Source organism: Mesorhizobium sp. M0317 (genome assembly GCF_040321555.1).
Lineage (GTDB): Bacteria > Pseudomonadota > Alphaproteobacteria > Rhizobiales > Rhizobiaceae > Mesorhizobium.
Genome location: NZ_JAMYRV010000002.1, coordinates 217,328 through 241,660, shown reverse-complemented (window position 1 = coordinate 241,660; position 24,333 = coordinate 217,328). Strand labels below are relative to the sequence as shown.

Annotated in this window: 19 protein-coding genes and 1 riboswitch; of the genes, 9 read left to right on the top strand and 10 right to left on the bottom strand. The window is 63.1% G+C overall.

Going from position 1 to position 24,333, the window contains the following annotated elements; all coding sequences use genetic code 11:
- Nucleotides 1–72 precede the first annotated feature (72 nt).
- Together dnaE and NKI88_RS03450 are read right to left on the bottom strand one after the other, a co-directional pair.
- Nucleotides 73–3,600 carry a DNA polymerase III subunit alpha gene (gene dnaE, locus NKI88_RS03455; RefSeq protein ID WP_352653740.1) on the bottom strand — a complete coding sequence of 1,176 codons (3,528 nt, stop codon included), beginning with the start codon at nucleotides 3,598–3,600 and terminating at the stop codon, nucleotides 73–75.
- Nucleotides 3,601–3,859: 259 nt separating this feature from the next.
- On the bottom strand, nucleotides 3,860–5,872 hold the full coding sequence (locus NKI88_RS03450; RefSeq protein ID WP_352653739.1) for an acetyl-CoA carboxylase biotin carboxylase subunit: 2,013 nt from the start codon (nucleotides 5,870–5,872) through the stop codon (nucleotides 3,860–3,862).
- A gap of 237 nt (nucleotides 5,873–6,109) precedes the next feature.
- On the opposite strand from NKI88_RS03450, the gene NKI88_RS03445 reads away from it, so the two are divergent.
- The 6 genes from NKI88_RS03445 (at nucleotide 6,110) to NKI88_RS03420 (ending at nucleotide 10,987) form a co-directional block, all read left to right on the top strand.
- On the top strand, nucleotides 6,110–7,237 hold the full coding sequence (locus NKI88_RS03445; RefSeq protein WP_023681583.1) for an S-(hydroxymethyl)glutathione dehydrogenase/class III alcohol dehydrogenase: 1,128 nt from the start codon (nucleotides 6,110–6,112) through the stop codon (nucleotides 7,235–7,237).
- Nucleotides 7,238–7,359: 122 nt separating this feature from the next.
- Nucleotides 7,360–7,929, top strand: coding sequence for an S-(hydroxymethyl)glutathione synthase (gene gfa / locus NKI88_RS03440; protein ID WP_023710637.1), 570 nt, complete (start codon nucleotides 7,360–7,362; stop codon nucleotides 7,927–7,929).
- Between the two features lie 64 nt (nucleotides 7,930–7,993).
- Entirely contained in the window at nucleotides 7,994–8,467 is a 474-nt protein-coding gene (locus NKI88_RS03435) for a YaiI/YqxD family protein (protein WP_023681585.1), read from the top strand.
- Nucleotides 8,468–8,488: 21 nt separating this feature from the next.
- The gene (locus NKI88_RS03430; RefSeq protein WP_023688301.1) at nucleotides 8,489–9,181 is read left to right on the top strand and encodes a DUF1345 domain-containing protein; all 693 of its coding nucleotides are present in this window, start codon (nucleotides 8,489–8,491) and stop codon (nucleotides 9,179–9,181) included.
- A 137-nt stretch (nucleotides 9,182–9,318) separates the two neighbouring features.
- A complete protein-coding gene (locus NKI88_RS03425) occupies nucleotides 9,319–10,194 on the top strand; it encodes a cytochrome b/b6 domain-containing protein (protein WP_023691148.1) in 876 nt (291 codons plus the stop codon).
- A gap of 1 nt (nucleotide 10,195) precedes the next feature.
- Entirely contained in the window at nucleotides 10,196–10,987 is a 792-nt protein-coding gene (locus tag NKI88_RS03420; RefSeq protein ID WP_023681588.1) for a molybdopterin-binding protein, read from the top strand.
- A 151-nt stretch (nucleotides 10,988–11,138) separates the two neighbouring features.
- On the opposite strand, the gene NKI88_RS03415 is transcribed toward NKI88_RS03420, so the two are convergent.
- The gene (locus NKI88_RS03415; protein ID WP_023710640.1) at nucleotides 11,139–12,140 is read right to left on the bottom strand and encodes a hypothetical protein; all 1,002 of its coding nucleotides are present in this window, start codon (nucleotides 12,138–12,140) and stop codon (nucleotides 11,139–11,141) included.
- 199 nt (nucleotides 12,141–12,339) lie between these two features.
- A riboswitch (glycine riboswitch) is annotated at nucleotides 12,340–12,426 on the top strand.
- Nucleotides 12,427–12,575: 149 nt separating this feature from the next.
- Here NKI88_RS03415 and gcvT point away from each other — a divergent pair.
- From gcvT to gcvP, 3 genes are read left to right on the top strand one after another with little or no spacing between them, the layout of a single operon-like run.
- Nucleotides 12,576–13,676, top strand: coding sequence for a glycine cleavage system aminomethyltransferase GcvT (gene gcvT, locus NKI88_RS03410; RefSeq protein WP_352653738.1), 1,101 nt, complete (start codon nucleotides 12,576–12,578; stop codon nucleotides 13,674–13,676).
- Nucleotides 13,677–13,681: 5 nt separating this feature from the next.
- The gene (gene gcvH, locus NKI88_RS03405; protein ID WP_023725711.1) at nucleotides 13,682–14,050 is read left to right on the top strand and encodes a glycine cleavage system protein GcvH; all 369 of its coding nucleotides are present in this window, start codon (nucleotides 13,682–13,684) and stop codon (nucleotides 14,048–14,050) included.
- A gap of 17 nt (nucleotides 14,051–14,067) precedes the next feature.
- Nucleotides 14,068–16,878 carry an aminomethyl-transferring glycine dehydrogenase gene (gene gcvP, locus NKI88_RS03400; protein WP_352653737.1) on the top strand — a complete coding sequence of 937 codons (2,811 nt, stop codon included), beginning with the start codon at nucleotides 14,068–14,070 and terminating at the stop codon, nucleotides 16,876–16,878.
- 12 nt (nucleotides 16,879–16,890) lie between these two features.
- Here the strand turns inward: gcvP and NKI88_RS03395 are convergent, their stop codons facing one another.
- The 7 genes from NKI88_RS03395 to NKI88_RS03365 form a co-directional block, all read right to left on the bottom strand.
- The gene (locus tag NKI88_RS03395; RefSeq protein WP_352653736.1) at nucleotides 16,891–18,054 is read right to left on the bottom strand and encodes a GGDEF domain-containing protein; all 1,164 of its coding nucleotides are present in this window, start codon (nucleotides 18,052–18,054) and stop codon (nucleotides 16,891–16,893) included.
- A 142-nt stretch (nucleotides 18,055–18,196) separates the two neighbouring features.
- Complete coding sequence (locus NKI88_RS03390; RefSeq protein WP_023681594.1) at nucleotides 18,197–18,667, bottom strand: hypothetical protein; 471 nt, start codon at nucleotides 18,665–18,667, stop codon at nucleotides 18,197–18,199.
- A gap of 132 nt (nucleotides 18,668–18,799) precedes the next feature.
- Nucleotides 18,800–19,630 carry a PA3715 family protein gene (locus tag NKI88_RS03385; protein ID WP_352653735.1) on the bottom strand — a complete coding sequence of 277 codons (831 nt, stop codon included), beginning with the start codon at nucleotides 19,628–19,630 and terminating at the stop codon, nucleotides 18,800–18,802.
- Nucleotides 19,631–19,761: 131 nt separating this feature from the next.
- Nucleotides 19,762–20,727: a type II secretion system F family protein gene (locus tag NKI88_RS03380; protein WP_352653734.1), complete on the bottom strand. Its 966-nt coding sequence runs from the start codon at nucleotides 20,725–20,727 to the stop codon at nucleotides 19,762–19,764.
- A gap of 1 nt (nucleotide 20,728) precedes the next feature.
- Nucleotides 20,729–21,694, bottom strand: a complete 966-nt coding sequence (locus tag NKI88_RS03375) for a type II secretion system F family protein (RefSeq protein WP_023704530.1) — start codon at nucleotides 21,692–21,694, stop codon at nucleotides 20,729–20,731.
- A gap of 4 nt (nucleotides 21,695–21,698) precedes the next feature.
- Nucleotides 21,699–23,120, bottom strand: coding sequence for a TadA family conjugal transfer-associated ATPase (locus NKI88_RS03370; RefSeq protein ID WP_023667600.1), 1,422 nt, complete (start codon nucleotides 23,118–23,120; stop codon nucleotides 21,699–21,701).
- Complete coding sequence (locus NKI88_RS03365; RefSeq protein ID WP_023667601.1) at nucleotides 23,117–24,331, bottom strand: CpaE/TadZ family protein; 1,215 nt, start codon at nucleotides 24,329–24,331, stop codon at nucleotides 23,117–23,119. The genes NKI88_RS03370 and NKI88_RS03365 overlap by 4 nt, the downstream gene beginning before the upstream one ends.
- Nucleotides 24,332–24,333 lie beyond the last annotated feature (2 nt).

The window sequence follows — 24,333 nt, the reverse complement described above, 5'->3', positions numbered from 1 at the left end:
CAGGCCCAGAGCATCTTTATGCCGTCATGCACTGGCCGACGTCGATGGGATTGCCGTGTATATCAGCGCAGCCTAGACGAGCTCGACTTCGACCACACCCGGCACCGCGCGCATGGCCGACGCGATCTGCGGCGAGATGCGGTAGCGATTGGGCAATTCGATCTCGATCTCACCTTGCCCGGCCTCCTTGATCAGCACGAAGCTGACCTGGCCCTCGCCCTTCACCGCAAGCTGGCCGGCCAGCATGCCGATCGGAGCCGCATCGCGCACGAAGATGCGCAGCGCCTTCTGGATACGGCTGGCCTCATCCTCCAGCGACTGCACCGTCTGGATGCGCAGATTGACCCCTTCGGGCCTATCCTCGGCCGAAACGGTGATCACCACCGAACGTCCGGGCTCGAGCAGATCGCGATACTGCGCCAACCCTTCCGAAAACAGCACGGCTTCATATTGGCCAGATGTGTCGGAAAAGGCGATGACGCCCATCTTGTTGCCGGTTCGGGTCTTGCGCTCCTGCTTGGTGGTGACGGTGCCGGCGAGCCGGCCCGCGGCGGCACCGCGTTTGACCGCAGCCGAGAACTCGCCCCAGTTTTGCACCCGCATCTTCTGCAGGGCCGCCTTGTACTCGTCGAGCGGATGCGCCGAAAGATAGAAGCCGACGACCTGGAATTCGCGGTGCAGCCGGTCGGCGGCAAGCCACGGATCGGTCTGCGGCAAATTGAGCGCCTGCTGCTGCGCGCCGAGCGACGCGCCGAAAATGTCGTGCTGGCCCGAAATGGCATTCTGCTGCGCCAGCGAAGCCAGCCCCATCATCCGTTCGACGCCGGCCATCATCTGGGCGCGGTCGTGGCCGAAGCAGTCGAGCGCGCCGGCCATGATCAAGCTTTCGAAGACGCGCTTGCCGACGATCTTGGGATCGACCCTTTCACAGAAATCGGCGAGATTCTTGAACGGCTTTTCGCCGCGCATGGCGACGATGTGCTCGACCGCAGCGTCGCCGACGCCCTTGAGGGCCGCCAGCGAATAGTAAATGCGGTTCTCGCCGACCTCGAAATTGCGGAAGCTGGTCATCACCGACGGCGCCACCACCTCGATGCCGAGACGCAGCGCATCCTGGCGGAAATCGGCGAGTTTGTCGGTGTTGCCCATGTCGAGCGTCATCGACGCCGCCAGGAACTCGACGGGGTAGTGCGCCTTGAGATAGGCGGTCTGGTAGGACACGACGGCGTAGGCGGCCGCGTGCGATTTGTTGAAGCCGTAGTCGGCGAACTTGGCCAGAAGGTCGAAGATGAAGTCGGCCTGCGGCTTGCCGACACCGCGTTCGACCGCACCGGTGACGAAGCGCTCGCGCTGCTTGTCCATTTCGGCGCGGATCTTCTTGCCCATGGCGCGGCGCAGCAGGTCGGCTTCGCCAAGCGAATAGCCCGACAGCTCCTGCGCGATTTGCATCACCTGTTCCTGGTAGACGATGACGCCTTGCGTCTCCTTCACCAGATGGTCGATCTTGGGATGGATCGATGCCATCTCCTCTTCGCCATGTTTTCTGGCATTGTAGGTCGGGATGTTCTCCATCGGGCCGGGACGGTAGAGCGCCACCAGCGCGATGATGTCCTCGATGCAGTCGGGCCGCATGCCGATCAGCGCCTTGCGCATGCCGGCACTTTCCACCTGGAACACACCGACCACTTCGCCGCGCGACAGCATGGCGTAGGTTTCAGGATCGTCGAGCGGGATCGTCGCCAGGTCGATCTCGATGCCGCGCCGGCGGATCAGCTTCACCGCCGTCTCCAGCACCGTCAGCGTCTTCAGGCCGAGGAAGTCGAATTTTACCAGCCCGGCCTGCTCGACATATTTCATGTTGAACTGGGTGACCGGCATGTCGGAGCGCGGATCGCGGTACATCGGCACCAGTTCCGACAAGGGCCGGTCGCCGATGACGATGCCGGCGGCGTGCGTCGAAGCGTGGCGGTAGAGCCCTTCCAGCTTTTGCGCCATATCGAGCAGCGTCTGCACGATTGGCTCCTTCTCGGCCTCCTCGGCAAAGCGCGGCTCGTTGGCGATGGCATCCGCCAGCTTGACCGGATTGGCGGGGTTCTGCGGCACCATTTTGGAGAGCTTGTCGACTTGGCCGTAAGGCATTTGCAGCACGCGGCCGACGTCGCGCAGCACCGCGCGCGCCTGCAGCGTACCGAAGGTGATGATTTGTCCCACCTGGTCGCGGCCATATTTCTGCTGGACGTAGCGGATGACCTCTTCGCGCCGATCCTGGCAGAAGTCGATGTCGAAGTCGGGCATCGACACGCGGTCCGGATTGAGGAAGCGCTCGAACAGCAGCGAGAAGCGCAGCGGATCGATATCGGTGATGGTGGTGGAATAAGCGACCAGTGATCCGGCGCCCGAACCACGGCCCGGCCCGACCGGAATGCCTTGCGCCTTCGCCCATTTGATGAAGTCGGCCACGATGAGGAAGTAGCCGGGAAACTTCATCTTCTCGATGATGGAGAGCTCGAAATCGAGCCGCTCGCGGTATTGTTCGACCGTGTAGCCGGCGGTGGGCCCATGCGCCGCCAGCCGGGCGTCGAGACCTTCATGGGCCTGCCGGCGCAGTTCATCGGCCTCGGCCTTCAGCGCCACCTCATTGTCGGCGACATCGCCGCCGGTAAAGCGTGGCAGGATCGGATTGCGGTTCTTGGGATAGTAGGAACAGCGCAGCGCGATCTCGACGGTGTTGTCGATCGCTTCCGGCAGGTCGGCGAACAGCCGCGCCATATCCGCCTGGCTGCGCAGGAAATTGTCCGATGTCAGGCGGCGGCGGTTGTCGGCGGCAACGACCGACCCTTCGGCAATGGCGATCAGCGCATCATGCGCGTCATAGTCGTCGCGGGCGGCGAAGAACGCCTCATTGGTGGCGACCAGCGGCAGATCATGGGTATAGGCAAGATCGACCGATGATTTCTCGATGGCGCGGTCATAGCCGGAAACGCGGTCCAGTTCGACATAGAGCCGGTCGCCGAACAGCGCCTTGAGTGCCAGAAGCCGCGTCTCGGCAAGATCTCGGCGATCCTCCTTCAGCGCCCGGCCGATCGGGCCGCGCGGCCCGCCGCTGAGGCAGATCAGGCCATCGCTATGGCCTTCCAGCATTGCTGACGTCAGATGCACGGGCTCGCCCGGCGGCGTCTCCAGATAGACCTGGCTGACAAGCCTGACGAGGTTGCTATAGCCAACCTCGGTGGCGGCGAGCAGCACCACGGCGTTCATCTCCGGCCCGTGGCGGCGGCGGTCGCGCTGTGCGTCGCTGGTCTCGCCGGAAAAGGCGAGATCTATCTGGCAGCCGATGATCGGCTGGATGCCTTCCTTCACTGCCTTCTGGGCAAATTCCAGCGCGCCGAACAGATTGTTGGTGTCGGTGACGGCGATTGCCGGGCACTCGTCCTTGACGGCATGGGCGACGACAGCGGCGACCTGCAAGGCGCCCTCGAGCAGCGAATACGCCGAATGCACGCGCAGATGGATGAACGGCCGCGCCGGCGCCTCCGGGCGCGCAGCAGCGAGCGCTGCTTCGCGCCTCAGGGGATCGCGTGGAAGTTTGTCATCCGCCATGATGTTTCAAATTGCTCGAAAGGCTTTGAGTCGATGGAGATGTATTGTCCCGGACCGGGCGATGCCAGTCCAGCACAAATGACCGCCGACCACAGGCTTCCGTACCCCGCCGCACGGCTCAGAGATTGTTTCGAAATTCGCTCTGGCGAGTCATATGATGGCGGTTCGAGAACCGGAGCGCAGCGGCCATTGGTCCGTGAGCACGGGAAGCGCAGAAACCACCTTCAGATGGCCGCCGGAGTAGAATTCCAAACAATCTCTAGGCGAACTCCATGATCACCGCCTCCACAGCCAGGCTGTCACCCGGCTTGGCGTTGAGCTTCGACACGACAAGATCGCGGTCGGCGCGCAGCACGTTTTCCATCTTCATCGCCTCGACCACGGCCAGCGTCTCGCCGGCCTTGACCTCCTGCCCCTCGGCAACCGCGATCGACACGACCAGGCCCGGCATCGGGCAAAGCAGCATCTTGGACGTGTTCGGCGCCACCTTCTCCGGCATCAGCCTTTCCAGTTCAGCCGTGCGCGGCAGCATGGCGCGCGCCGTCACCGACATGCCTTTCCAGGCAATGCGCAGGCCGTTCGGCGCCGGCCTGATCTGCGCCGTGACCTTGCGGGCACCGACAGTGCCGCGCCAGATGAGGTCGCCCGGCCGCCAGTCGGACGCCACCGTCAGCGCTTTGCCGCCATCGACCGACAGATCGATTTCCATCGGAATGGAGATCATGCCCTCGATGATCGAAGCCTGGAGATAGTCGTCGCCGAGCTTCACCACCCAATCGCGCTTGAGTGCGCCCGAATGCGGCGCCAGCCGCCCGCCCAGCCGGTCGAGTCGGTCGCGGCGCAGAAGCTCGACCGCGGTGGCGATCGCCGCCAGCACTGCCTTTTCATCGCCATTGGGCACGATCGGCGCGAAGCCGTCAGGATATTCCTCGGCGATGAAGCCCGTCGATATCCGCCCCTCGCGCCAGCGCGGATGCTGCATCAGCGCCGCCAGGAACGGGATGTTGTGCTCGATGCCGTCGACGACGAAACTGTCCAGCGCTTCCGACATGGCATCGATGGCCTCGATACGCGTGGGCGCCCAGGTGCAGAGTTTTGCCACCATCGGATCATAGAACATCGGAATCTCGGAGCCTTCGGTGACGCCGGTGTCGTTGCGGATGACGACATCGCCGAACGTGCCCTCCTCCGGCGGCCGGTAGCGCGTCAACCGGCCGATCGAGGGCAGGAAATTGCGATAGGGATCCTCGGCATAGAGCCGGCTTTCCACCGCCCAGCCGTTCAGCGTGACGTCGCTCTGCTTGATGCCGAGCTTTTCGCCGGCGGCGACGCGGATCATCTGCTCGACCAGGTCGATGCCGGTAACAAGCTCCGTCACCGGATGCTCGACCTGCAATCGTGTATTCATTTCAAGGAAATAGAAGTTCTTTTCAGCATCGACGATGAACTCGACGGTGCCGGCGCTCTGGTAGTCGACCGCCTTGGCCAGCGCCACGGCCTGCTCGCCCATCGCCTCGCGCGTCCTGGCATCGAGGAATGGCGACGGCGCCTCTTCCGCCACCTTCTGGTTCCGACGCTGGATCGAGCATTCGCGCTCGCCGAGATAGAGGGCGGTGCCATGCGCGTCGGCCAGCACCTGGATTTCGATATGACGCGGATCGACGACGAACTTTTCGATGAAGACGCGGTCGTCGCCGAACGAGCTTTTCGCCTCCGAGCGCGCCCGGTCGAAGCCGTCGCGCACTTCCGACTGGCTCCAGGCAATGCGCATGCCTTTACCGCCGCCGCCGGCCGAGGCCTTGATCATCACGGGATAACCGATCTCGCCGGCGATCTTTTCGGCATGGTCGGCATTTTCGATGACACCAAGCCAGCCGGGAACCGTCGACACCTCAGCGGCCTTGGCGAACTTCTTCGATTCGATCTTGTCGCCCATCGCCTTGATAGCCTTGGGTTTCGGACCGATGAAGACAATGCCCTCAGCCTCAAGCGCTTCGCAGAAGGCGGCCCGCTCCGACAGAAAACCGTAGCCGGGATGCACGGCCTGCGCGCCCGTCTCCTTGCAGGCAGCGATGATCTTTTCAGGCAGAAGATAGCTTTGCGCGGCAGGCGATGGCCCGATATGCACGGCTTCGTCGGCCATTTCGACGTGCACGGCGTCGCGATCGGCGTCGGAATAGACCGCTACGGTGGCAATCCCCATCCTGCGCGCCGTCTTGATGACGCGGCAAGCAATCTCGCCGCGATTGGCGATCAGGATTTTCGTGAACATCGAAGGCGTTTCCTCGGTCTTTCGTCCTTCTTATGGGCTTCGGCAGCCGGGCTCAAGCACCGCCGGCAGCGCACCCATCAAGACACTCCCTGCCCGCCAGGCCCGTGCCGAGGGGCGAAGGTTGGGCTCGCCGACGACTGGGCCAAGATTTGCGCCATATTTGGTCGCCAAATCGGGTTGAAACAGTATAAAAACCCTGAAAGCCTGAAGACCAATCGCCTTGGGAGGAATTGCCTGATGAAAACCCGCGCCGCTGTCGCTGTCGCCGCCGGAAAGCCGTTGGAAATCATGGAGGTCGACCTCGACGGACCGCGCGAAGGCGAGGTGCTGGTCGAGATCAAGGCGACCGGCATCTGCCACACCGACGAGTTCACCCTGTCGGGCGCCGATCCCGAAGGCCTGTTTCCGGCAATCCTCGGCCATGAAGGCGCTGGCGTTGTCGTCGATGTCGGCAAGGGCGTCACCTCGGTCAAGAAGGGCGACCACGTCATCCCGCTCTACACGCCGGAATGCCGGCAGTGCCCATCCTGCCTGTCGCGCAAGACCAATTTGTGCACCGCCATCCGCGCCACGCAGGGCCAAGGCTTGATGCCCGATGGCTCCTCGCGCTTCTCGATCGGCAAGGACAAGATCTTCCACTATATGGGCTGCTCGACCTTCTCCAATTTCACCGTTTTGCCCGAGATCGCCGTCGCCAAGGTCAACCCGGACGCGCCCTTCGACAAAATCTGCTACATTGGTTGCGGCGTCACCACCGGCATCGGCGCGGTCATCAACACCGCGAAGGTCGAGCAAGGCGCGACTGCTGTCGTCTTTGGTCTCGGTGGCATCGGCCTCAACGTCATCCAGGGCCTGAAGCTCGCCGGCGCTGACATGATCATCGGTGTCGACCTCAACAACGACAAGAAGGCATGGGGCGAGCGCTTCGGCATGACGCATTTCGTCAATCCGAAGGAGATCGACGGCGACATCGTTCCTCACCTCGTCAACTTGACCAAGCGCGGCGCCGACCAGATCGGCGGCGCCGACTACACATTCGACTGCACCGGCAACACCAAGGTGATGCGCCAGGCGCTGGAAGCCTCGCATCGCGGCTGGGGCAAGTCGGTCGTCATCGGCGTGGCCGGCGCCGGCCAGGAGATTTCGACCCGGCCGTTCCAGCTGGTCACCGGCCGCACCTGGATGGGCACCGCCTTTGGCGGCGCACGCGGCCGCACTGACGTGCCGAAAATCGTCGACTGGTACATGGACGGCAAGATCCAGATCGACCCGATGATCACCCATTTGCTGAAGCTTGAGGACATCAACAAGGGTTTTGATCTCATGCATGAGGGCAAGTCGATCAGGAGCGTCGTCGTTTACTAAGTGCGATCAGCAAAAGTGGCGCCCGGTTTTGCGTCCGATCGCACACCAAACGGAGGAAGAACAAGCCGCCGACCGAAGGGCCAGCGACTGAAGTTGCACAGGTTCAACAAGGGAGGAAGACAATGCCTGAGAAACTGCATCCCAAAATCGACAATGGCTTGCCAAAGGAGAGCGCAAGCTTTGCCGGCGGCACGCTGGTCTGCGCCTGCACCAGCAAGCCGGTGAAGGTGACGGTCAAGGGCCAGATCGCCCACAACCATGCCTGCGGCTGCACCAAATGCTGGAAGCCTGACGGCGCGGTGTTCTCGGTCGTGGCCGTAGCCGGCACCGGCGATGTCACAGTCACCGAAAACGGCGACAAGCTGAAAGTGGTCGACCCCTCGGCACTTATCCAGCGTCACGCCTGCACCGGCTGCGGTGTCCATATGCACGGACCGGTCGAGCGCGACCATCCGTTCAAAGGTCTGTCCTTCATCCATCCCGAGCGCTTCCAGGAAGACGGCTGGTCACCGCCGGGCTTCACCGCTTTCGTTTCGTCGATCATCGAATCCGGTGTCGACCCCAAGCGCATGGACGGCATCCGCGGCCAGTTGAAGTCGATGGGCCTCGAGCCCTATGACTGTCTCAACCCCGGCCTGATGGATTACATTGCCACCTGGACGGCGAAGAAGTCGGGCGCGCGGCCGGCCTGACAGTACGAGATTTCTGGCATGGGGCCGGGTAACATGCCGGCCCCATGTCCGTTTTGGAGAGATAATGCCGGCACCCGCCATCTACGTCGACGCCGACGCCTGCCCGGTGAAAGCCGAGGTCGAGAAGGTCGCCGAGCGCCATGGCGTGGTCGTCACCTACGTCTCCAATGGCGGGCTGCGTCCGTCGCGCGATCCGATGATTCGCAACATCGTGGTGTCCAAGAGCGCCGACGCCGCCGACGACTGGATCGTCGACAATGCCAAGGCCAACGACATCGTGATCACAGCCGACATCCCGCTTGCCGCTCGCACCGTGGCGCTCGGCGCGCATGTGCTTGGGCCAACCGGCCGGCCGTTCACGCCGGAGACCATCGGCATGGCGGTTGCAATGCGCGATTTGAAGCAGCATCTGCGCGAAACCGGCGAGAGCAAGGGCTACAATGCCAGCTTTGCGCCACAGGATCGCTCGCGTTTCCTGGGTGAGCTCGACCGTATCTTGCGGCGGGCTCTGAAATCCGTCACACCCGACCAGACGTGAAGCATCATCCGAGGTCGGGCTATGGCCGACACATCGCCGAATAACCCCTTGCAGCGGCACAAGCAGTTCTTTGTGTCGCTAGCCGTCGGTCTGGTCGTATTTGCCGCGGTATTGCCTTTGATTGGATCGCTCCCCGTCTCCACGCGGCTTGCTTATTCGATCTCGATTGCCGCCGATTCCTTCTTCGTCGTCTTCATCGCGCTCGTCATCGCCAAGATGCCGCTGCTGTCCGGCCGCTATCTCAGCAAGAACGCGCGCGAACTGGACCTCCCAGTGCTGGGCATCTTTGCCATCACGCTCGGCATCGTCGCCATGGCCATTGTCCTGCTGTTCCTTTTGATCAATCACAAGGATCGCGACCCCATCGAACTCGGCTTCGCCATGCTGTCGATCCCGCTTGGCTGGTTCACCATCCATGCCATGGCCGCCCTCCACTATGCGCATGTCTACTGGATGGACGGCGACGCGATCGATGCCGAAACCAAGAAGAAGATACCGGTCGGCGGCCTCGATTTTCCCGGCAGCAAACGGCCGGACGGTTGGGACTTTCTCTATTTCGCGACGGTGATCGGCATGACCGCGCAGACCGCCGACACCGCGATCACGACCTCGCATATGCGCCGCGTGGTGCTTGTCCATTCGATCCTGTCGTTCTTCTTCAACGCCGTCATCGTCGCCGCCGTCGTCAATCTCGCGGTGAGCCTCGGCAATTGAGTATCCGTGCCCGCGATAAACCCGTGCCCGTAATAAAAACGTGACCGCATGAAACATCGCTTTCGATAGCGACGTATTGGGAGGACAAGGACGAGCGCGGACCATCCCAGGATCGCGCAGCCGGAGGCGAGGAAAAGATGGAAACCATTACCATGAGTCAGCCCGGCGCAGGCGTCGATGCCGCCTCAACGAAGGATGCGACGCTGATCTACCGGCAATCGCGCTGGACCCGCCTGACGCACTGGCTGTGGGCGATCTCGCTGTTCTTCTTGCTTTTATCCGGCCTGCAGATCTTCAATGCCCGGCCGCAGCTCTACATCGGCAAGCAATCCGGCTTCGAGTACAACAACACCGTCTTTGCCATCGGCGCCGAAAACACCGCCACCGGCCCGCGCGGCTATACCGAAATCTTCGGCCATCGCTTCGACACCACAGGCGTGCTCGGCTGGTCGGGCCCGGCCCGGCAGCAAACGTCGCGTGCCTTCCCGTCCTGGGCGACAATCCCGTCCTATTACGATCTCGGCACCGCCCGCGTTGTGCATTTCTTCTTCGCCTGGATACTGACAACCACCTTGGTCGTCTGGCTGGTCGCCAGCCTGGTCAACGGCCATCTGCGCCGCGATCTGGCGCCGCGCCTTGACGATCTCAAGCGGCTGCCGCAGGACATCATCGAGCACGCCAAGCTCAGGTTCCACCACACACGCGAATACAACACGCTGCAGAAAATGGCCTATGGCGGCGTACTGTTCGTGCTGTTGCCACTCATGATCATCACCGGCCTTGCCATGTCGCCGAGCATGAACTCGGTGCTGCCCTGGCTCAACGAACTGCTCGGCGGAAGGCAGACGGCGCGCACCATCCATTTCACGGTGATGGTGCTGCTGGTCGGCTTTTTCATCGTCCATATGATGATGATCCTCGCCGCCGGCCCGATCAACGAACTGCGCTCGATCATCACCGGCTGGTACCGCACCGATCCGCCAAGGCATGGCGACACCGAGAGGAGTGCGTGAGATGGCCAAATTCCAGATCAGCCGCCGAAAGTTCCTGACGGGCGCCGGCCTCGGCGTTTCCGGCATCATGTTGTCGGGCTGCGATGCCTTCGACAGCCAGCTCGGCATGGGCGACGGCCTGCGCAGTTTCCTCGAAAACGCCAATGGCCTGACCTACCGCGCGCAACGCTGGCTTGCCGGCCGCGATGCTCTGGCGCCGGAATTCACCGAGGCCGACATCCGCCAGCCGCAGCGGCCGAACGGCGTCACCGCGCCCGACGATGACACCTACAAGGGCCTGCTCGCCAACAATTTCGCCGACTGGCGGCTGGAGGTAACGGGCCTGGTCGAAAAGCCGCTGTCGCTCAGCCGCGAGCAGTTGGAGAACATGCCGAGCCGCACGCAGATCACCCGCCACGACTGTGTCGAAGGCTGGAGCTGCATCGCCAAATGGACCGGCACCCCGCTGTCGCTGGTGCTCGACCAGGCTGTGGTCAAGCCGCAGGCCCGCTATGTCATGTTCCACTGCCTCGATACGATCGATCGCAGCCTCTCCGGGGAAATCAAATATTACGGCACCATCGACCTGATCGATGCCCGCCACCCGCAGACGATCCTCGCCTACGGCCTCAACGGCAAGCCGCTGCCGGTCGAAAACGGCGCGCCGCTGCGCGTGCGCGTCGAACGACAGCTCGGCTACAAGATGCCGAAGTATCTCTACAAGATCGAGCTCGTCGACAGTTTTGCCAATATCGGCGGCGGCCGCGGCGGCTATTGGGAAGACAATGGCTATGACTGGTATGGCGGGATTTGATGGCCTCGCATTCTGACCGAGCACGATCTGACTCCGACCGAACCGAGCTTGCCTGAGGAAGCCGGTTTCGATCGCGTGGCCGAACTTGGCGATTGGCCTGAAGACACTCCAATATCGTCCTCTGCAAAACGGTCGCAGAAAACGGCGCGGCTTAAGCAACCTTGTCGAGCAGTGGCTTGAGCGCCGGATGTATCTCCGGCGAGGCGAGTTTGATCAGCGTCAGCAGCGCGCGTTCATTGTCACGCAGCGGGCGGTCGGTGCCGATGCGATCGGCCAGCCATTTCGCCTCGCTGGCGTCGATCGTCTCGGCGCGGCGCGCGAGTGCCTCGGCGGCACGGTTCTTCGACTCCCATTCGGCCTCGATATCGCCGGGCGAACGATAGGCTTCCATGATGCCGGCCAGTCCGCCCGACACCATGCGGCTGAAGAAGCCACCAATTTCGGGCTCGACCTGGTCCAAGAAACTGTCACGACGCAGCGCCACATCGCGCGTCGGCGCTTCGTAGCCGGCCGAACACATGACGAAATTGGCGAGCGCCTTGACGAACAGGTCGTTCCAGGACGGGTCGTTGTGGGCCGCTGCGGTCTGCTCGTTGATCTGGAACAGCACCTCGGCCTCAACCCGTGTGATGGCGATGTTACCGTCGCCGCCATAGGCATGGAGAATGCGGCGCAACAGATCGACCTCTGCCTTGGCGACCAGCCCGGGAACCAGCGCGCCGCCGAGCATCAGTGGTCCCTTGCCGTCGACCACCGCGTTGGCGACCTGCTCGAGCGCATAGGCGGAGAGCCGGCCGGGCGATGATTTCGCCCTTTCCAGCACATGCACCAGCAGCTCCAGTTCGGTCACACTGTCGACCATTCCGTCGCGCGAGATGGTCTGGATCAGCCAACCGGCATTGTCTTCAGAGATATAGCCTGCCGGCTTTTCCTGGTGGACGATGTAGTCGGTAACGGCCTCGACGAAGAATTCAGGCCATTGCGGGCATTTGTCCGTCGCCGTCGCATCGAGCGCGAACAGTGCTTCAGCCTCGCCGCGCGTCACCACGCCGTCGGCGAACACTTCGCGACGCAGCATGACGACATCTTCCGCCGTGATGCGGTCCTTCGAGGCCAGCCCCGCCACCGGCGCGCTCCCGATCCGTTCGCCCATCTGTCAATCCCCATCCGCCGTGCCCAACGCAATTGCCGGCCAAACCGTCAGCCCAGAATATCGCCATTGTCTTGAAAAACCGGCAAACGGCGTGGTTAGCGAAGACTGTAAAGACGACGCGCTTTACGTGTCGCTGGCAGGTGACAAGGTGTCGCCGACAAGCTATGGATGGCGCGTCGAGGGCTCAAGTTTTGAGTCCTACCTGTTTGCGGGAGAGAGCAGCGCGAGCTGCCGCCGAAGGGGAAATCGCCCGAAATCTCTCAGGCAAAAGAACCGTAGACGGGAAAGACACTCTGGAAAGTCGGGGCTTGCCCCCGCGCCGAAGGTGTAAGCGTCGCCGACAGAGTTCCGGTTGCGCGAGTCTCTCAGGCTTCAGACAGAGGGGCACGGACTGGTCGCCAGCAGCGGCCGATTGCGTGCGACTCTGGAGATGACATGACGGGCGACGACACCAAACACCTTCCTCTCGAAGATCTGCACACCGCCGCCGGCGCACGCTTTGGCGCCTTTGCGGGCTGGTCGATGCCGCTGACCTATCCGGCCGGCGTGATGAAGGAGCACCTTCACACCCGCGAACATGCCGGCCTGTTCGACATTTCGCATATGAAGCTGTTCGAGATCAGCGGACCGGGCGCTGCGGCACTGCTCAACCGCGCCAGTCCGCTCGATGCCGGCGCGCTTGAGATTTCACAGTCCAAATATACCTTCTTCCTCAACGAGGCCGCCGGGATCATCGACGATCTGATCGTCACCCGGCTCGGCGCCGAGCGCTTCATGGTGGTCGCCAACGCCGGGAATGCGGTCGAGGACGAGAAGCATTTGCGTGCGCTGGCGACCGATTTCGACGTGAAGGTCGATGCGCTCGATCGCGTCTTCCTGGCGATCCAGGGGCCCGAAGCCTGGGCTGCCTTGTCCCGCGCCGGCATCGAGACCGGCTCGCTCTTGTTCATGCATGGCATCGAGCCGAAGCAAAACTGGTTCATGAGCCGCTCCGGCTACACCGGCGAGGACGGCTTCGAGATCGGCCTGCCGGAGGCGGATGCGCGCGCTCTGGCCACGAAACTGATCGAGGACGAGCGTGTGTTGTGGATCGGCCTTGCTGCCCGCGACTCGCTGCGGTTGGAGGCCGGCCTGTGCCTGCACGGCCAGGACATCACGCCGGAGATCGATCCGGCGAGTGCCGGCCTGATGTGGGCGATCCCCAAAGATCTCCGCGCCGGCGGATCCTTCATCGGCGCCGATGCGCTGCGGTCCATCCTGGAGCGCGGGCCGTCGCAAAAGCGCGTCGGCCTGAAGCCGGACGGCCGCCAGCCGGTGCGCGCCGGCGCTGCTTTGTTCGATGCCGACGGCAATCCGGCCGGCCACGTGACATCAGGCGGCTTCGGCCCCTCGGCCGGCCATCCCGTCGCCATGGGCTATGTGTCAACGGCCTTGGCCAAGCCGGGCACGAAACTCTTCGCCGACGTTCGCGGGACGAAAATCCCGGTCGATATCAGTTCCTTGCCCTTCACTCCTCATCGCTACCGCAAAGGATAATTCCGATGGCAAAAACCTATTTCACACAAGATCACGAATGGCTGAGCGTCGAGGGAGGCATCGCCACCGTCGGGATAACCGACTATGCGCAGGAACAGCTTGGCGATCTCGTCTTCGTCGAGCTGCCTCAAATCGGCACGAAGCTCAGCAAGGGCGATACCGCCGTGGTCGTCGAATCCGTCAAGGCGGCCTCCGATGTTTATGCGCCGGTTGACGGCGAGATCACCGACGCCAACGGCGCGCTGTCCTCGGACCCGTCGCTGGTCAACTCCGCTGCGACCGGCGACGGCTGGCTGTGGAAGATGATGCTCGCCGACGAAGGCCAACTCGCAGGCCTCATGGATGAGGCCGCCTACAAAGCCCATATCGGTTGATATCAGGACCTATTGCCATGAGCGCAGCACTTACCCCCTTCTCGGCCCGCCACATCGGTCCTGATGTAAACGATGTCAGAGCCATGCTTGCCGTGATCGGCGTTCCCTCTGTCGAGACGCTGATCAGCCAGGCTGTGCCGCAGTCGATCCGCCTCGATCTGCCGCTGACCCTTCCCGCGCCGGCGAGCGAAGCCGAAGCGCTGGCCGAATTGTCGGCGATCATGGCAAAAAACACGGTGCTGAAGAGCTTCATCGGCGCCGGCTATCACGGCGTCCACGTGCCGCCGGTCATCCAGCGCAACCTGTTCGAGAACCCGGCCTGGTACACCGCCTATACGCCCTACCAGGCCGAGATCAGCCAGGGCCGCCTGGAAATGCTGTTCAACTTCCAGACCCTGGTCACCGAATTGACCGGCCTGCCGGTGGCTTCGGCTTCCCTGCTCGACGAAGCGACGGCGGTGGCCGAAGCGGTCGGCATCGCGCTGCGCCATCATCGCGACAAGCGCACCAAGGTAGCGCTGGCCGGCACGCCGCATCCGCAGACGCTGGACGTCGTGCGCACCCGCGCCGAGCCGCTCGGCATCGAGATCGATGGCGAGACCATCGACGACAACACCGCCGCCCTGCTGGTCTCCTGGCCGGACACGTTTGGCGTCTATGGCGACCACAAGGCGGCGATCGAGAAGGCTCGCGCCACCGGCGCCGTGGTCGTCTTCATCGCCGATCCGCTTGGTCTCACGCTGACCGACGCGCCGGCCAGGCTTGGCGCCGACATCGCCGTCGGCCCGATGCAGCGCTTTGGCGTGCCGATGGGCTTTGGCGGCCCGCACGCCGCCTATTGCGCCGTCTCCGACAAGCTGACCCGGCTGATGCCCGGCCGCCTCGTCGGGCAGTCGATAGACAGCAAGGGCCGTCCCGGCTATCGCCTCGCCCTGCAGACGCGCGAACAGCATATCCGCCGCGACAAGGCGACCTCCAACATCTGCACCGCGCAGGCGCTGCTTGCCAACATGGCGACCGCCTATGCGATCTGGCACGGCCCCACTGGTTTGCAGGCGATCGCAGCGCGCATCCATGAGCTCGCCAACCGCCTCGCAGCAGGCCTGAAAACCGCTGGTGTTTCCGTGCTCGGCTCAAGCCGTTTCGACACGGTGACGGCCGAAGTGAAGGGCAAGGCAGCTTCGATCGCCGCTGCCGCTGAAAAAGGTGGCCGGCTGCTGCGCGTCATCGATGCCGACCGCATCAGCATCGCCTTCGACGAAACCTCGACCGAGGCGGATCTCGAGGCTATCGCCGCCCTGTTCGGCGCCAAGTCCGGCGCTACTGAGGCCGGCGCGATGCCCGGCAAGCCGCGCGGCAAGGAGTTTCTGACCCAGCCGGTTTTCCGCGAAAACCACTCCGAGACCGACATGATGCGCCTGCTGCGCAGGCTAGCCGACAAGGATTTGGCGCTCGACCGCACCATGATCCCGCTGGGCTCCTGCACCATGAAGCTCAACGCGGCGGCCGAAATGATGCCGGTCAGCTGGCCTGTTGTCGCCAACCTCCATCCCTTCGCGCCGGCCAGCCATTCGGCCGGCTATCGCGCCATGGTCGGCGAGCTGGAAGGCTGGCTGGCGGAGATCACCGGCTTCGACGCCGTCAGCCTGCAGCCCAATGCCGGCAGCCAAGGCGAATATGCCGGCCTGCTCGCCATCCGCGCCTATCACCGTTCGCGTGGCGAAGGCCATCGCAGCATCTGCCTGATCCCCCAGTCCGCGCATGGCACCAATCCCGCGAGTGCGGCGATGGCCGGCATGAGCGTCGTCGTCGTGCGTTGCCTGGAGGACGGCAATATCGACATGGACGATATGCGGGCCAAGGCCAACGAGCATTCGAAGAATCTCGCAGCCCTGATGTTCACCTATCCCTCGACGCACGGCGTCTACGAAGAAGGCGCGCGCCACCTGTGCGCTCTCATTCACGAGCATGGCGGCCAGGTCTATTTCGACGGCGCCAACCTTAACGCGCTGGTCGCCCTGGCGCGGCCCGCCGATATCGGCGCCGATGTCTGCCACATGAACCTGCACAAGACCTTCTGCATCCCGCATGGCGGCGGCGGTCCGGGCGTCGGTCCAATTGGCGTCAGGGCGCATCTGAAACCCTATCTGCCTGGTCATGTCACCGAAGGCTCGGCGCATGCCGTGTCGGCCGCACCGTTCGGCAGCGCTTCCATCCTGCCCATCACCTGGATGTACATCCGCATGATGGGCGCCGCCGGCCTGAAGCAGGCGACGGAGACGGCGATCATCTCGGCCAACTATGTGGCGACGCGGCTCGCGCCGCACTTCCCGCTTCTCTACAAGGGCAGGCACGATCGCATCGCGCATGAATGCATCCTCGACACGCGCGTCCTCAAGGAGAGCGCCGGCATCAGCGTCGACGATATCGCCAAGCGGCTGATCGATTACGGTTTTCACGCGCCGACCATGTCGTTCCCTGTCGCCGGCACGCTGATGGTCGAGCCGACCGAATCCGAGCCCAAGCGCGAACTCGACCGGTTCTGCGAGGCGATGATTGCCATCGCCGGCGAGGCAGCGAAAGTGGCGAAGGGCGAATGGCCGCTCGAGGACAACCCGCTGGTCAATGCCCCGCACACGGCGGCCGAAACCCTTGCCGGCCAGTGGACTCACCCCTATTCGAGGCTGGATGCGGCCTACCCCGCCGGCGATGTCGATACAGCGGCCAAATACTGGCCGCCGGTCTCGCGCATCGACAATGTCGCCGGCGACCGCAACCTCGTCTGCTCCTGCCCGCCGTTGTCGGAATATCTCGGCGCCGCCGAATAACACTCTGGCCTGTCAGGCTGAACGCAAGGCCGGCCCATAGGCCTTGCCGTTGAGGACAAGCACGCGATTTCGCCCGTCGTTCTTGGCCGCGTAGAGCGCCCGGTCGGCCTCGGCCAGCACTTCATCCAGGCTGCTGCCGTCTTCCTTGCCAAAGCCAATGCCGCCGCTGACGCTGCTGCGCAACGGCCCGCGCGGCGTCGGCACCACTTCCGTGCCGAAGGCGACGCCGATCCTGCTGGCGAGATCGTAGGCCTTGTCTTCGGTCATCCGAGACATGACCAACGCGAACTCCTCGCCGCCCAGCCGGAAGGCGTCGACGCCAACCCTGTCATACTTCTTGATGACTGCGGCGAAACGGCAGAGCACCCGGTCGCCGACGGGATGGCCATAGATGTCGTTGGTCCGCTTGAAGTGGTCGAGGTCGAACATGGCGACCGACATGAACGGGCCGAAGACGCGCTCGCCATAAAGCGAGTTCAAAGCCCGCCGGTTCATGAGACCGGTCAACGGGTCGGTCAAGGTCTCGGCCTTCAGTTCGATCTGTGCCTGCAGATGATGCAGCGAGAGCGTCAGCGCGCCGAGCGCCGTCATGCAGGCGACTGCCACGACCGAATTCAACCGCTCGGCCCAATTGTCGGGCGCGACGCCGAGCACCCACTGGCCCTTGACCAGAAGCACAGCGCCGCAGAGCCCGAAGGATACGCCGCAGACGCCGCTTAGCGCCGAAACGACCAGCAGAATGCCGCGATCATGACCGCCCTTGATCCAGAACATCACCCCGGTCGAGGCGAGCAGCACTGTTACCGTCGTATAGGTGAGGATGAAGCCGACACCATCGAAACCGAGATAGGTCACGCCGGCGCAGACAGCGATCGCGAGCATGGCCGGCAGGACAGCGCGACTGTAGTTGCGCACACCGAGATATTGCATGGCCGAAAGTGAAAGCGCCAGGAAACCGAGGCTGAGCAGCGCCAACGCTGCCTGACAAAGCAACGGAGTGGGCTCCCTCGTGTAGCGCCAGAAGACGATGACGTGGGCGACAAGGACGAGAATGCCGCACGCCACGGTCAGCACGAAGCGTGCACGCGGCGCCGTGAACCAGATCACAAACATGGTGACGCTCAGGCATGTGCCCGACAGCGCAGCCGCCAGCAATAGCGAACTGAAATCCAGCATGGATGAGCGGCAACCTTTGGGATCTTCGATTTGTGGCGCATCATAGGCATGCAACCGGCCGGAGATACCGTTTTCGGCCGGTTTTCAAAGCAACCTACCGACAGGGTTTACAAAGCGTCGACTGCCGTCCCCGCGAAGAGTCTCAGCCCTTGTTGAGCAGCGCCAGATTGGCGTTGATCACGCTCGGGTCGGCCATTCCGGCCCTTGCTTCCATGAGCAGCGCCCTCGCCTTCTTCTTGTTGCCGCGCAGCAGCTGCGAATAGCCCATATTGTTGACAATCTGCGGCTTGCGCCCGGCAACCTTCAAAAGCTGGTCGTAGGCGCGGTCGGCGAAGTCGAAGCGGCCGAGTTCGTCATAGGAGGCGGCAAGCCCCATCCATCCCTCGGCACTGTCGGCCTTCAGTTCCACGGCCTTGCGGAAATGCTGTTCGGCAAGGCCGTAATTGGCCTCGCGGAACTGCGCCTTGCCTTGCGCAAGGTCGGAGGTGCTGACGTCTTTTGCCACCGGTTGGATCGACGTGGTCTTGGTCTTATCGACGTTCTCAGTCGTACAGCCGCTGACCATCAAGACGGCCGCTAGCGCGGCCATTGCCGTGAAAATTCTGTGACGCATGCCCCTGGCCCCAATCGCCCGATTTACCGGGTCGTTCTTCAGGAGGCAGACTACAACAGGGCAATTAAACTTCAGTGCTGAAACGCCCCTAAAATTTGGTTTCGGGCACACCAGCCATTAACCAGCCGAGGGCTAGTCCGGCTCCATCGACTTGAGCCCCGCCGGAAACTGATAGCGGCTGCCGTCATAGCGCAGCCGGTAGGTTCGTTTCATGGACCTTCCGGGATGGGACTGGCACTCGCCATTCTTGTCGACAAACGGATTGTCGGTGTCCAACCGCTCGAACACTGTGATGTCGTGATAGCCGTGATGTCTCGCCGGGCTCATCGCCAGGCTGACCCGGCTGGATTGAAAGGATCCTGCGCAATTGGTGTCGCCTTCGCCGCCAAAGCCGGCCACGATGATGCCGTCGAGCACCAGGCGCAGATCACCGCCGTCAAGGGCATAGAGCCGCAGGTCGGTTTCGCTGAAGGGATTGGGCCGCGAATGGCTCGCCATTTGGATGCGCAGGCCAAAGCCGGTGACACCGGGCGCCAGGCCATAGCGGCCGGTATCGAATTCGACCTTGTTGATGGCGATGGCATCATCGGTCATCAGCCCGGGCTGGAGCAGGCGCTGGCGCACCTGCCGGGTCTTCCTGTCGACGACCAGAAGGTCGACATCGCCGACATGCCCGTCGTCGCTGGATTGGCTGCTGTCGATGAGCGGCACCGCGACCAGCAACAGATCGTCATGGGCAGGCCATATCTTGCAGACGAGGCCAAACGGCGTATCCGGGAGCGTCACGGCGATGCTGGTATGGGGTTCGAGCGTGAACGAGGCGCCGTCTGCGCTCTTTTGGGCCCTGGGATAGGCCTGTTGCACCAGGGCGGCAGCATCGCCGCAATCGTCGGCCGCGGCCGAGGCCGGCGACAGACTGGTGGCGGCCAGGCCGAGGAAAGCGGTGCACAAGACTATTCGCATGGACGGCTCACTCATTTTGCTTTGCGGATTTTGCCGAAGGAGAGCGACCAAACCGGCCGGGTTTCGACATCCAGATGAAGCGTAGTTGGAGTGAGTAACCGCAAGAAGCCGCCGGGCAATCCCCTAGGTATCTACTGAACCGCCGTCATTTTGACGATGATCGGGATGACGGCGATCATCAGCACCACCGGCAGGATGCACACCACCACCGGCACCGACATCTTGGCCGGCAAGGCATGTGCCTTCTCCTCGGCCAGCGACATGCGCTTGTGGCGCATTTCGTCGGAGAACACGCGCAGCGCCCCGGCAAGGCTGGTGCCGAGTTCCTTCGACTGCTGCAAAAGCGTGGCGAAGGAGCGCACCTCGTCCAAGCTGAGGCGGTCGGCGAGCGCCTTCAAGGCATCGTCGAGGCTGCGGCCGGCCCTGAGTTCCAGCGACACCAGCTGCAGGTTTTGGCTCAGCGACGGATAGGTCTTGGCCAGTTCCTTCGAGACCCGCTCGATGCCTGCCTCCATGCTCATGCCCGCATCGGAGCAGACGATCATCAAATCCATGAAGTCGGGAAAGCCGTTACGGTATTCGCGCATCTTTTCCCGCACCTTCTGGCTGAGCACCAGGCCGGGCACGAAATAGCCGGCGGCTCCCGACAGGATGATGAAGGTCCAGCGGCTGGTCGCGGTGGAATCGGCGCTGCCCATCCACTGGTTGACCAGGAACGCGCCGATCGTTGCGCCCACCAGGCAGGCGAAGCGGATCAGGAAGAATGTGCCGATCGCGCGCGGCTCCATATAGCCCGCCTGGATCAGCTTCATACGCAACCGGGCGACATTTTCCGGATCGCTCTTGGCGTAGAATTCCTGCGCCCGCTTCACCGCCTTCTCGCGCACGACGCTCTGGTTCTTCTTCGGCGCCGCCTCGGCCTGTTGGGGAGTCTTGCTGTCGTCGATCTTGAGCCGGCGCTTGAGATCGTTGCGGTCGCCTTTGGCTACCACGAGCGGCCATGCCACCGCGCTGCCACCCAACACCAGCAGCAGCGCGGCTACCGGCATCAGCGACGTCGGCGCCAGCGATGCAAGAAACTGGATCATCTGCTCCATCTCAGAACCGGAAGTTCGACATCTTGAACATGATGATGTTGCCCAGCATCAGCCATGTCACGGAACCGCCCAGCAGATACCACGTCTTCGGTACATCCCAGACGCTCTGATAGAATTGCGGCATCATCACCATGATGGTGGCGAACAGCAGTGCCGGCACCGCCGTCAGGATATAGGCCGACATACGACCCTCAGTCGAAATGGCGCGCACCTTGCGGCGCAGCTTGCCGCGTTCGCGGATCGTCGTCGACAGCCCGTCGAGGATCTCGCGCAGATTGCCGCCCGAACTCGTCTGGATGGAAACCGCGGTGACGAACAGCGGCAGATCCTCCTGGCCGACGCGGTCGAACAGTGAATTCAGCGCAGAAACCAGGTCGGAACCATAAGTCACCTCGTCGGAGATAACGCCGAATTCGGTGCCGATCGGATCGGACATCTCGCGCGACACCATCGAGATCGCCACCGGAACCGGATGCCCGGCCTTCAAGCCGCGCGTGATCAATTCCAGCGCCTCCGGCAACTGCACGCCGAAACGCTTCACCCGCCGGGCACGCTTGGAACGCAGCACAATTACCGGCAGCAGCGCTGTCAGCACCACAAACAGCAAAATGGCGAGCAACAGCGGCAGCCCGTACCAGAGCGCGACGAGCATCATCGCCAGCGCCACGCCCGTCGTCATCGTCAGGAATTTCGGCAACGGCATCACCATGCCAGACTGCGTGCGCAGCGCGCGAAAACGGTCGGGCGAGAAGAATGACGTGCCGGAATCGAGGCCGCGTTCCTTGCGCAGCTGAATCAGCACCTGTTCCTGGCTGATCTTGTTTTCCTGCAGCCTCATGCGCCGGTTGATGGCCAGGCGCTTGTCGCTGCGGCCGGCATAGAGCAGATAGCAGCCTTCGGCGATCATGATGCCGGTCAGCGCTGCCGCGGCATAAACGACATAGATCGGGCTGAAATTCTCGAACACCCGGCTACTCCTGCGGCCGGCCGGGTTCGAAATATTTGCCGGGGAATTCAATGCCCATATTGCGCAGGTCCTCGAGGAAACGCGGGCGAATGCCGGTCGCCTCGTAGTGACCGAGGATCTTGCCGTCGGCCTCCATGCCAGTGCGCACGAAGCGGAATATCTCCTGCATCTGGATGACGTCCCCTTCCATGCCGGTCACCTCGGCGACGCTGGTCACCTTGCGCTTGCCGTCCGACAGTCGCGTCAGCTGGACGATAAGGTCGAGCGCGCTGGCGATCTGACTGCGGATCGACTGCACCGTCATCGGCATGCCGGTCATGCCCAGCATCTGCTCGAGGCGTGAAATGGCGTCGCGCGGCGTGTTGGCGTGGATGGTCGCCATCGAGCCTTCATGTCCGGTGTTCATCGCCTGCAGCATGTCGAAGGCCTCCTCGCCGCGGCACTCGCCGAGGATGACGCGGTCGGGGCGCATGCGCAGCGCGTTCTTGACCAGGTCGCGCTGCTTCAGCTCGCCATGACCTTCGATGTTGGCGGGGCGCGTTTCCATGCGCGCGACATGCGGCTGCTGCAGCTGCAGTTCGGCCGCGTCCTCGATGGTGATCAGCCGTTCGTCTTCCGGAATGAAGGCCGACAATGCGTTGAGCATCGTCGTCTTGCCGGTTCCGGTGCCGCCCGAGATGATGGTCGTCTTGCGGGCGTGGACTGCAGCCGCCAGCACCTCGGCCATGTTCTGGGTGATGGCGCCGAACTCGACCAGCTTGTGCAGGCCGAGCTTGTTCTTTGAAAACTTGCGGATCGACACCAGCGGCCCGTCGACGGCGACCGGGCGAATGGCGGCGTTGAAGCGCGAGCCGTCGAGCATGCGGGCATCGACCATCGGCTGCGATTCGTCGACCCGGCGGCCGACGGCGGCGACGATCTTGTTGACGATGCGCAACAGGTGCGCCTCGTCCTTGAACGGGATATGGACCTGCTGCAGCTTGCCCCGTTTTTCAACGAAGCAGTTCTGGTGGCCGTTGATCAGGATGTCGTTGATGTCGGGGTCCTTGAGCAGCGGTTCCAGCGGGCCGAGGCCGACCATCTCATCGACGATGTCATCGACCAGCGCTTCAAGTTCGACGGTGTTGATCGCCATACGCTCCTGGCGGGTCTTTTCCGACACGAACTCCTGCACCTGCCGGCGCATCTCATCCTTGGGCAGGCGCTCCAGCGCGACCAGGTTGATTTCCTCGAGCAGCAGCCGGTGGATGCGCACGCGGGCATCGAGCACCTTGTTGGCGCTTTTTCCCGGTGTTGTCTCCGGCTTCGGCGGCAAGGCCTTGCGGTTCGTCGGGATGACCACGGCGTGATGCGCGACCGGCGCCGCCTCGGCCGGCTTCAGCGCGCGGACGTCACGGTTCTGCAGGGTCGAGAAGCGGCTGGTCATCCGGCTTTCCTCTTCAGGAGGCCCCTGCCGATGCCGAACAGCGAGCGCGATTTCTCCGGCGTCACCACGGCTTCTTCCGGCAGGATGATCCTCTTCAGATCGTTGACGACATTGGCGTTCGGGTCGATCTCATGCAGCGGCACGCCGCGGTCGACCGCTTCACGCACAAGCCGGTAATTGTTGGAGATGCCGCCGACGAAATGCTCGCCCAGGATTTCCTGGACATCGGCCTGCTTGATGCCGTTGTCGAACATCTTCTGCTCGAAACGGTTGACGATCACGTTCGGCTTCACTTCCTTGCCTGCCGTCTCGTAGACCGCCTGGATCAGCCGCTGCGTGTGGCGGAGGCATGGCACCGTCATTTCGGCGACGATGTAGAGCTTGTTGGAGCCGAGCAGCACCGTCTCCGTCCACGGAAACCAGGTGCGCGGCATGTCGATGACGACGTTATCGAAATAGGCCGAGACGAGATCGAGCATGCGCACCACGACATCGGTCTTGAACGAGCGCATTTCCGACGGATGCGTTGGCGCCGCCAGCACGCAGAGCCCGCTCGCATGCTTGGACAGCATCACGTCCAGCAGCTGACGGTCGAGGCGCTCGGGCTGGTTCTCGATTTCGGTGATGTCGAAGCGGGGCTCGAGGTCGAGATATTCGGCGCAGGCGCCTTGCTGGAAGTTGAGGTCGACCACGCAGGTCGACGCGCCGCGCGTCACCGAATGATGCAGCTGGAAAGCGGTCTGCAGCGCCAGCGTCGTGGTGCCGACGCCGCCGGCGGCCGGCATGAAGGTATAGATCTGCGACTCGGTGTTTTCCTCGCGCCCCGGCCCTTGCAGCGCGCGCACGACAGACCGCACCAGATCGGCGGTGGTGATCGGCTTGACCAGGAAATCGGCGACCTGGAGCTGCACCAGGATACGCACTGCGGCTGCGTTGAATTCCTGGGTGACGACGACCACCGGAACGCGGCCTTCAAGCCGGCGCATGATGCGCTGCAGCGACTCGATCTCTTCCAGCTTTGCCGCATCCATGTCGACGATGAGCGCGCCGAAATCGGCTTCCTGGACCTCGCCGCGCAGTTCGGTAATGTTCTTCTCGACGGTCGAAAGCTGGATCACCTCCGAGGCCGCGAACGCGGTGCGCGTATCCTGCGCAAAGGTCCGGTCGCTGGACACCAGCAGGATCTTCTTGGTCTTGATGCCGCTTGCCATTT